Genomic DNA, 5,195 nt, shown 5'->3' on the forward strand with positions numbered 1-5,195 from the left:
ATGAAACGAGTGCGATTAATGGGGTAATAAGAGATCTGAAGTCTTATTTATTTAGTCATATTTTACGATTGCCAGCGGGAACATTAGCAAAATTGGAATCAGGAGATTTATTATCTCACTTTAATAATGATATTAATAGTATTGATGGTGTAATTGGAAGTAGCTTGATTGATTTAATTCGACTTCCGTTAATTTATGTAGCTGTATTTCTGTTTTTATATCAAATCAATCCAACTTTATGTGTTATTAGCTTAATAGCTGGTCCTTTTGCCATCATCTTTGGGGCGATTTTCGGTCTATTATTACGAAGAAATAATCGAGGAATTCATAGTTTATTTGGGCAAATCAATACTGTGCTCAATGAAACAATTTCTGGAATCACCATCATTCGTTCATTTACTTTGGAGAAATTTACATTTAATAAATTAGCTAGAAAGAATGATGAGTTATATCGTTTAGAGAAAGCAAACGCCAAATTGCGCGGTTGGTTTTTTACAGCTGGTGAGTTACTTAGCTCATTTTCTTATTTATTTAGTCTTTGTCTGGGCGCCTATTTTGTCTATAAAGGTGAGATGACAGTAGGTTCATTATTGATTTTTTTTAATCTTGTCAATTATCTAGTATCACCACTTACTGGCATAGCAGGACTATGGGCGAGCTTCCAAAGATCTGCAACGGCCGTCGAGCGACTCTTTTCAGTGCTCGGTATTACACCTGAGTCCTCTAAGCTCTCATTGTATAATCCATCCTTGCAAAATATATCTTCCATTCGACTTCAAGATGTCACGTTTAGTTACGATGAGAATCAAACCATTTTTGGGAATTTTCAATTAGAAGTTCCAGTAGGAAAAGTAATTGCTCTTGTTGGGCCAAGTGGGGCGGGGAAAAGTACATTATTTAATTTAATTCAAGGCTTTTATAAACCGGATAAAGGCAATGTTTTTATAAATGAACAATCAACCACTGATTACTCACTTGAAGAACTAAGAAGTGCGATTGCCTATGTGCCACAGGAAACTTTTCTCTTTACCGGAACTATTCGAGAAAACTTGCAGATTGCTCGTCCAAATATTACAGAAGTAGAGATGAAACAAGCGTGTAGTCAAGCATTTTTACATAAATTCATAATGTCTTTGCCAGAAGGATACGATACGAAGGTAGGCGAGAGAGGGATTCGGTTATCAGGTGGGCAAAAGCAGCGACTTTCAATTGCTCGAGCTATATTGAAAAATGCACCGATTCTATTATTAGATGAAGCGACTTCTGCTCTTGATAGTGAAACAGAGTTATATGTGCAAAAAGCATTAATTCAGCTCATGAAAAATCGAACGACGATTGTAATTGCCCATCGATTATCGACCATTCAACATGCCAATGTGATTGTCGTCATGGAAAAGGGTGAAATTGTTCAAATGGGGAGTCACGAAGAGCTTTTGAATAAAAAAGGTTTGTATAAAAAATTGTATGATATACAGTACAATGGTAATATAAACGTCGCATTATCCGCTCTGGCAGAGTGAAAGGGGGGTGTAGATTGAATTCAAACTTGCTACAGCTGCTATTCGACCATTCTTCATCAATAACGAACATTGAACAAACATTAGAAGAAATCAAAAAATCTAATATTCATTCTCAAGTATATAAATTACTTCAACAGCAAGGAAGACTTGAGAATATATCGCCCTTTTTGAAACAGATATTACAAGAAAAGTTTCAAACTACTTTATATCAAAATATTTTGATTAAAAATCAAACAGAGCAAATTTTACACTCACTAGAAGAACAGAAGATAGATGTTATCCCGCTTAAAGGTACTTTTTTTTCTGAGAAATATTATGGACATTTAGGTGCTCGACCTACATCAGATATTGATCTTCTTATTAAAGTGCATGATATGGAAAAAGCAATTGAAGAGGTAAAAAAGTTAGGCTATACAATAGAAGAAACCAGGATTCCATATCATTTTCATTTTAGCTTTAGTAAAATCTTGCCGGGGTCTAATATTCCTTTAACGGTTGAACTGCATTGGGATTTATTAAAAGAAAATACATCTAATTTTCTAATTGAAGAGTTTTGGCAAGAGACTTCCTCTATTAGTAAACTTGGGTATGTAAGAGAGCTTTCCGATTACCACCTATTTTATATGATTTGTCTACATGGTTGGAGACATAACTTGGATTCAATGAAATATTTTATTGATATTATTCAGTTAGTCTTTATTTTAGGTGATAAAATAGATTATTCTCGATTATTAAAAGATACGACTCGTCATCAAACGAAAAGAAGAATTATTCGCACATTGTCCATTGTTTACGAACAATGTCCTCAACTAGAAAAGATTCTACCGTTTCCATATAAAACTTCAACACTTTATCATAACAGAGATACGAAGAAATCGTTTTGGAAATATGCAGACTATATCGATTACTCATTTTTTAGCTATGATACCCCAAAGCATAGTCTGCGAGAGTTGTATCATTGGATTCACCCGAAATACTGATTGAAGGAAATCTTGGCTTTCTTGCTTTTTATAACTTTAATAATGAATCAATCACCAGTTATTTCCTAACTTGGATTTACGAGCAGAATTGGATACGAACAATGAGTCAAATATCATTAATTAGTAAAACAGATAGAGAAGAAAGGATAAAAACTTCATAATGAATAATTTTTCTTATAGAAAAATAGGAAGAAAGAGTTGGCTGATTTTATTACTATTTTGCCTCGTTCTAGTTGCTTATATAATTTGGGACAATCACCGAATCATCATCGTCGAACAAGATGTAGTCATCAATAATCTTTCTAAAGATCTTGAAGGCTTTTCTATCCTTCAAATTACAGATTTGCATGAGAAAGAATTCGGTGAAAATCAAAGAGGTTTATTAGAAAAAATAAATTCCATTGATTATGATGCGATTATATTTACAGGAGATATGTTAGATGATAGCACCAGTACAAATTATAAACCGTATTACACATTAATTGAAGGCATCGATAATAAAGAATATGCCTTCTTTGTTCCTGGCAATACAGATCCAGAAAAGTATAGATTAGATTCTGCCCATTCGTCGTATGAAAAACATGATTTTATCAAAGGGATGGAACAAAGAGGGGTTCAATTACTAGAATCCGTTGAACCACTTCAAATAGAAGATTCTACTATTTATTTTGTCGATTTTGAAATGTCTATTCTGAATAGTCAATATGAATTATCTACTATGAATTATCATAAAGATTCGAAAGCTGAATTGGATTCAAACTATTATGCTCATCAAAAACAATTATTGAATGAGTTAGCCATCCTTAATCAGGCAGAAGATTCGGAAGTACTCATTGCCCTTAATCATTATCCTGTAGTGGACCCCAGAGTGGATCAGCTTACAAGTGATGAAAGGTATCTATTTAGAAATTACGATTTAATTATTGCAGGTCATTATCATGGAGGACAAATTCGAGTTCCACTACTTGGTGCCGTATTCGTTCCTGAAGAATGGTATGAAAATGGTGGTTTTTTTCCACCAACTGATCGAGTCAAGGGATTATGGGAATATAATCGTACGAAACAATATGTAAGTACGGGTTTAGGAAGTAGTGATGCCATACCCTTTATGAAATTCCGTTTTTTAAATCCACCTGAAATTAATGTACTAACATTAACAAGAGGAAAGTGAGAAAGATGATATCAACGAAGCTTTCATTGCCAAAATGAGATTTCACTAAGCAATAGAGGTTAAAACCTGAAAATAATTAGTTTATATAACAATTATCAATATTAATCTTATAGAAGAAACCGGTTAGGACTGTTAATCTTAGTTATTCCTCATTATTTCCTCTTTGTAATCTCCCACCTCAACTTTTAAAAGATAGGTGGGGATTGAAAGAAAAACGCTAATGGAAGCTCCACTTGATTAATCATCCATTCTCTAAAAAATCCCCCTTATTTTCAGAAATATCTATTATTTGTTCTCTTATTATGTTATTATTGTGTTAATAATGATGAATAAAAAGCAACAAATTGGAGGAGCCTGTCACTAACGGGCTCTTTTTGCGTTTTTTTAGGGGAGGGAAGGAATTTGGAACTATATCTTCAGCTATTCATTATTATTATTGCGACGAAGCTTGCGGGAGTTATTTCGGTTCGCTTTGGGCAGCCTTCGGTATTGGGGAAACTAATTATCGGGGTCATTATTGGACCAGCTGTATTAGACTGGGTACAAAATACGGAGGTTATTGAGGCATTAAGTCATATCGGGGTTTTATTATTAATGTTTATTGCCGGTTTAGAAACGGATTTAAAAGAACTGAATAATAATAAAACGTCGTCATTAACGGTCGCAGTTGGTGGAGTTATTCTACCGTTAATTGGAGGATATTTCTCAGGACTTGCGGTTGGGATGGATCAACATCATGCGATTTTCCTTGGCCTATTGCTTTGTGCAACTTCTGTTAGTATTTCAGTTCAAACGTTTAAAGAGCTTGGTCAGCTTCAAAGTCGAGAAGGAACGACTGTGTTAGGGGCTGCGATTGCGGATGATATTATTGTTGTAGTTGCTTTAGCCTTTATGATGAGTTTCTTAGTAGGTGACGATGTAAACATCGGTGCTGTTATCGGTGGGAAAGTAGTGTTCTTTGTTATTATCGCTTTACTGGCATGGAAGGTTGTTCCGTTTATGATGAGCAGGCTTGGGCGAATTAAAATTACTCAGCCAGCTATGAGTATTGCACTTGGAATTTGCTTCTTATTTGCTTATATTTCAGAATACTTTGGAGTAGCTGGGATTATCGGTGCCTTTGTAGCGGGGATTGCAATTGCTCAAACTGAATTTAAAGAAGAAGTGGAAAGAAAAGTTGAACCTATTGCTTATACACTGTTCGTACCAATTTTCTTTGTTAGTATTGGATTAACTGTTACGTTTGATGGTTTTCTAGATAACATTTTCATCATTATTGGATTATCATTAGTGGCAATTTTCACAAAATTAATTGGTGCTGGAATGGGTGCCAGGATTACAGGGTTCAATACTCGTTCTTCTATTACCATTGGAGCGGGAATGATTTCACGAGGAGAAGTTGCTCTTATTTTGGCAACGCTCGGATTAAGTGAAAATTTACTAGCTCCTGAATATTTCACGACTATTATTATCGTTGTAATTGTGACGACGCTTGTAACACCACCATTGTTAAAATATTTTATC

At 34.5% G+C, this 5,195-nt stretch carries 4 protein-coding genes; all 4 read left to right on the plus strand.

Features of this window, described 5'->3' with window-relative positions:
• Positions 1-1,520 (plus strand): ABC transporter ATP-binding protein (locus V7068_RS22030; RefSeq protein WP_499714559.1); only part of this gene is annotated, 1,520 nt, incomplete at its 5' end.
• A gap of 14 nt (positions 1,521-1,534) precedes the next feature.
• Positions 1,535-2,500 (plus strand): nucleotidyltransferase family protein, encoded by a 966-nt coding sequence (locus V7068_RS22035; protein ID WP_499714560.1) that lies wholly within the window; start codon positions 1,535-1,537, stop codon positions 2,498-2,500.
• A 160-nt stretch (positions 2,501-2,660) separates the two neighbouring features.
• Entirely contained in the window at positions 2,661-3,671 is a 1,011-nt protein-coding gene (locus V7068_RS22040; RefSeq protein ID WP_499714561.1) for a metallophosphoesterase, read from the plus strand.
• A 402-nt stretch (positions 3,672-4,073) separates the two neighbouring features.
• Positions 4,074-5,195: cation:proton antiporter (locus tag V7068_RS22045; protein ID WP_499714562.1), on the plus strand; the 1,122-nt coding region annotated here is incomplete at its 3' end.

The sequence above is a fragment of the Bacillus sp. JJ634 genome (genome assembly GCF_036962285.1).
Taxonomy (GTDB): Bacteria; Bacillota; Bacilli; order Bacillales; family DSM-1321; genus Peribacillus; species Peribacillus asahii_A.

Excerpts from the sequence above, each read along its gene's own strand:
- V7068_RS22040 (WP_499714561.1), top strand. The coding sequence starts at position 2,661 with ATGAATAATTTTTCTTATAGAAAAATAGGAAGAAAGAGTTGGCTGATT.